Source organism: Rhizobacter sp. (genome assembly GCF_031412075.1).
Taxonomy (GTDB): Bacteria; Pseudomonadota; Gammaproteobacteria; order Burkholderiales; family Burkholderiaceae_C; genus Rhizobacter.
On the sequence record NZ_JANOCG010000150.1, the window covers coordinates 1 to 3,677 of the forward strand.

General features: G+C 66.0%; 3 protein-coding genes. 2 read left to right on the top strand and 1 reads right to left on the bottom strand.

Features of this window, described 5'->3' with window-relative positions; genetic code table 11:
* The coding region (locus RMO40_RS05455) for an ABC transporter substrate-binding protein (protein WP_309717413.1) at positions 1-1,360 on the top strand (1,360 nt) is incomplete at its 5' end.
* Between the two features lie 87 nt (positions 1,361-1,447).
* On the opposite strand, the gene RMO40_RS05460 is transcribed toward RMO40_RS05455, so the two are convergent.
* A complete protein-coding gene (locus RMO40_RS05460) occupies positions 1,448-2,119 on the bottom strand; it encodes a TetR family transcriptional regulator (RefSeq protein WP_309717417.1) in 672 nt (223 codons plus the stop codon).
* 156 nt (positions 2,120-2,275) lie between these two features.
* Between RMO40_RS05460 and RMO40_RS05465 the strand changes: the two genes are divergently transcribed.
* Complete coding sequence (locus RMO40_RS05465; RefSeq protein ID WP_309717420.1) at positions 2,276-3,505, top strand: efflux RND transporter periplasmic adaptor subunit; 1,230 nt, start codon at positions 2,276-2,278, stop codon at positions 3,503-3,505.
* The last annotated feature ends 172 nt before the right edge of the window (positions 3,506-3,677 follow it).

Below are 3,677 nucleotides of genomic sequence, written 5' to 3' on the forward strand. Positions count from 1 at the left end.
GATCAGTGACTCCGACCTGATCGGCACGCACTACCGCTACGGCAAGATCATGAACCTGACCGACTACATGGCCGGCAAGGGCAAGGAGTGGACGAACCCGGGCCTGGACATCAAGGACTTCATCGGCACCAGCTTCACCACTGGACCCGACAAGAAGCTCTACCAGTTGCCCGACCAACAGTTTGCCAACCTGTACTGGTTCCGTGCCGACCTGTTCGCGCGCCAGGACCTGAAGGACAAGTTCAAGGCCAAGTTCGGCTACGACCTGGGCGTGCCGCTCAACTGGTCAGCCTACGAAGACATCGCCGAATTCTTCACCAACGACGTGAAGACCATCGACGGCAAGCCGATCTATGGCCACATGGACTACGGCAAGAAAGACCCCTCGCTGGGCTGGCGTTTCACCGACGCGTGGCTGTCGATGGCCGGCACCGCCGACATCGGCATCCCCAACGGCAAGCCGGTCGACGAATGGGGCATCCGTGCCTCGGCCGACGGCTGCACGCCGCAGGGTGCTTCTGTCTCCCGTGGTGGCGCGACCAACTCGCCCGCTGCTGTCTACGCACTCACCAAGTACGTTGACTGGATGAAGAAGTACTCGCCGAAAGAAGCCATCGGCATGACCTTCGGCGAAGCCGGCCCGGTGCCCGCACAAGGCCAGATCGCGCAGCAGATCTTCTGGTACACCGCCTTCACCGCCGACATGACCAAGCCCGGCCTGCCGGTGGTCAACGCCGACGGCACGCCCAAGTGGCGCATGGCCCCTGGCCCGAACGGCCCGTACTGGAAACAGGGCATGCAAAACGGCTACCAGGACGTGGGCTCGTGGACCTTCTTCGAAGCCCATGACGCGAACCGCACGGCAGCCGCCTGGTTGTATGCGCAGTTCGTGACGGCCAAGACCACGTCGCTGAAGAAGACGATCGTGGGCCTGACGCCGATCCGCGAGAGCGACATCCAGAGCAAGGCCATGAGCGACCTGGCTCCGAAGCTCGGCGGCCTGGTGGAGTTCTACCGCAGCCCGGCGCGTGTGGCCTGGACGCCCACCGGCACCAACGTGCCCGACTACCCGAAGCTCGCGCAGCTCTGGTGGAAGAACGTGGCCGTGGCGGTGACGGGTGAAAAGACCCCGCAGCAAGCCATGGACAACCTGGCCGAAGAGATGGACCAGGTGATGGCCCGCCTCGAGCGCGCCGGCATGGCCCGTTGCGCACCGAAGCTCAACAAGAAGGAAGACCCCAAGAAGTACCTGAGCGACAAGGGTGCCCCGTGGGCCAAGCTGGCCAACGAAAAGCCCAAGGGTGAAACGATTGCCTACGACACGCTGCTGAACGCGTGGAAGGCTGGCAAGGTACGTTGATGTTTCTCTAGCCAGAAGCGGCAGGCCCTCGGCCTGCTTTGAATGCCCCCCTCGCGCAAGCGTCGGGGGCACTTTTACGGGCGAGATTCAGCGTTGCGGTGCCGCCGCGCGTCGCTTGGGGGTGGCCGCCGGCCAGGCGCGCATCGCCGCGTCCACGGTCGCAAGCAGGCTGGCGCGTGTGGCGCCGTCTTTCGCCTGCATCGACATGCCCTGGTAGATGGTCGAGTAGAAGTTCGACAGCGCCTTGGCGTCGGTCTCGGCCGGCAGCTCGCCGCGGTCGACGCCCTCCTGGATGCGCTCGCGGATGCTGGCGATGGCCGCAGCGCGGCGCTTGGCGAGTGCGGTCTGCACGTGCTCGGCGGCCACCGAACAGTTGGTGGTGGCCATCACGACCATGCAGCCCTTGGGGTGGCAGGGCCGGGTGAGTTCTTCGGCGGCCTCGTGCAGCCAGCGCTCGATGGCGCCCCGCGCAGTGGGTTCTTCTTTCAGGGCCCGCGGGCCGGCGCTGCCGGGGCCGAGCGCATAACGTTCGATGGCTTCGAGGAAGAGCTTCTCCTTGTCGCCAAACGCGGTGTACAGGCTGGGCGGCGTGATGCCCATGGCGCTGGTCAGGTCGGCAATCGACGCGGCCTCGTAGCCGCGCTCCCAGAACACATGCATGGCCTGCTCGAGCGCGGCGTCGCGGTCGAACGAGAGCGGCCGGCCGCGTGGTTTGGCCGGCGCCGTAGGGCAGGCCGATGTCTCTGCTGTTTTTTTCATAACGATCGCTATCAAATAGCTTGACCTGCTCTTGCAGGGTGGCTACATTCTGCCATATGTCGTAGTGATCGCTACGAATAGTTAGTTCCCCACTTTTCAAAGCGAAAAGCCTCGTACCGCGAGGTGAGCCGCTGCTTTGCCTGAAGGATTTGCACCATGTCGACGAACCCACAACCCCGCACTCCCCAACGCTCGCGCCGCCTGTGGGCGGCCGGTACCGCGCTCACCGCGGTGAGCGCCATCGTCACCGCCGTCTTCACGCTGCGCACCACGCCGGCCGAGGCGACGCCCGGCACCGCGCCCCAGGCCACACCGGTGTCTGTGGCGACCGTGGTGCAGAGCGAAGTCACCACCTGGGACGAGTTCTCGGGCCGGCTCGAAGCGGTAGAGCGTGTCGACATCCGCTCGCGTGTGGCGGGCACGGTGCAATCGGTGCACTTTCGCGAAGGTGCGCTGGTGGGCAAGGGCGATCTGCTGATCACCATCGACCCCGCACCGTATGAAGCCGACGTCGAGCGGGCCGAAGCACAGGTGGTCGCGGCGCAGGCCCGCCAGTCGTTCAGCCGCAGCGAACATGAGCGCGCACGCCGCCTGTTCGACGAGCAGGCCATCGCCCAGCGAGAGCTCGACGAGCGCCACAACGCGTTCCGCGAGGCCGATGCCAACCTGCGTGCGGCACAAGCCGCTTGGCAGAGCGCGAGGTTGAGCCTCGGCTACACCCAGGTGCGTGCGCCGGTGGCCGGCCGGGTGGGCAAGCTCGAGATCACCACCGGCAACCTGGTGGCCGCCGGTCCCGGGGCGCCGGTGCTGACCACGCTGGTCTCGGTGAGCCCGATCTACGCGAGCTTCGACGCCGACGAGCAGGTGGTGGCACGTGCGTTGCGCGACCTGCCGAGCGGGGCCAGCGCCCGCTCGCAGCTCGAACGCATCCCGGTGCAGATGGGCACCGCCGCCACCGCCGAGACGCCCTACCTCGGCCACCTGCAGCTGGTCGACAACCAGGTGGATGCCAAGAGCGGCACGGTGCGTGTGCGCGCGGTGTTCGACAACAAGGACGGCCACCTGATGCCCGGCCAGTTTGCCAAGCTGCGCATGGGCCAGGTGAAAAACGCGCAGGCGCTGCTGGTCAACGAGCGTGCGGTGGGCACCGACCAGAACAAGAAGTTCGTGATGGTGGTGGGTGCCGACAACACCGCCGCCTACCGCGAGGTCACGCTGGGTGCGCACGCCAAGGGCTTGCGCATCGTCACGGCGGGTTTGAAGCCGCAAGAGCGTGTGGTCGTCAACGGGCTGCAGCGCATTCGGCCTGGGGCGTTGGTGGCGCCACAGGCGGTCGAGATGGAACTCAAGGCCGCGGCCGCTTCCACCGCCGCATCCAAATCCTGAAAGTACTCCGTTCGGGCTGAGCCCGTCGAAGCCAGCGCCGTGCCGTGCTGGCCCTTCGACAGGCTCAGGGCGAACGGGGTTTGCTGAAAGCTCCCCATGAACTTCTCCAAATTTTTCATCGACCGGCCGATCGTCGCCGGCGTGCTCTCACTGCTGATCTTTCTCGGCGGCC

What these genes read in the sequence shown, in the direction of transcription:
- RMO40_RS05460 (WP_309717417.1), bottom strand. Translation starts at nt 2,119, where the DNA reads ATGAAAAAAACAGCAGAGACATCGGCCTGCCCTACGGCGCCGGCCAAA.
- RMO40_RS05465 (WP_309717420.1), top strand. Translation starts at nt 2,276, where the DNA reads ATGTCGACGAACCCACAACCCCGCACTCCCCAACGCTCGCGCCGCCTG.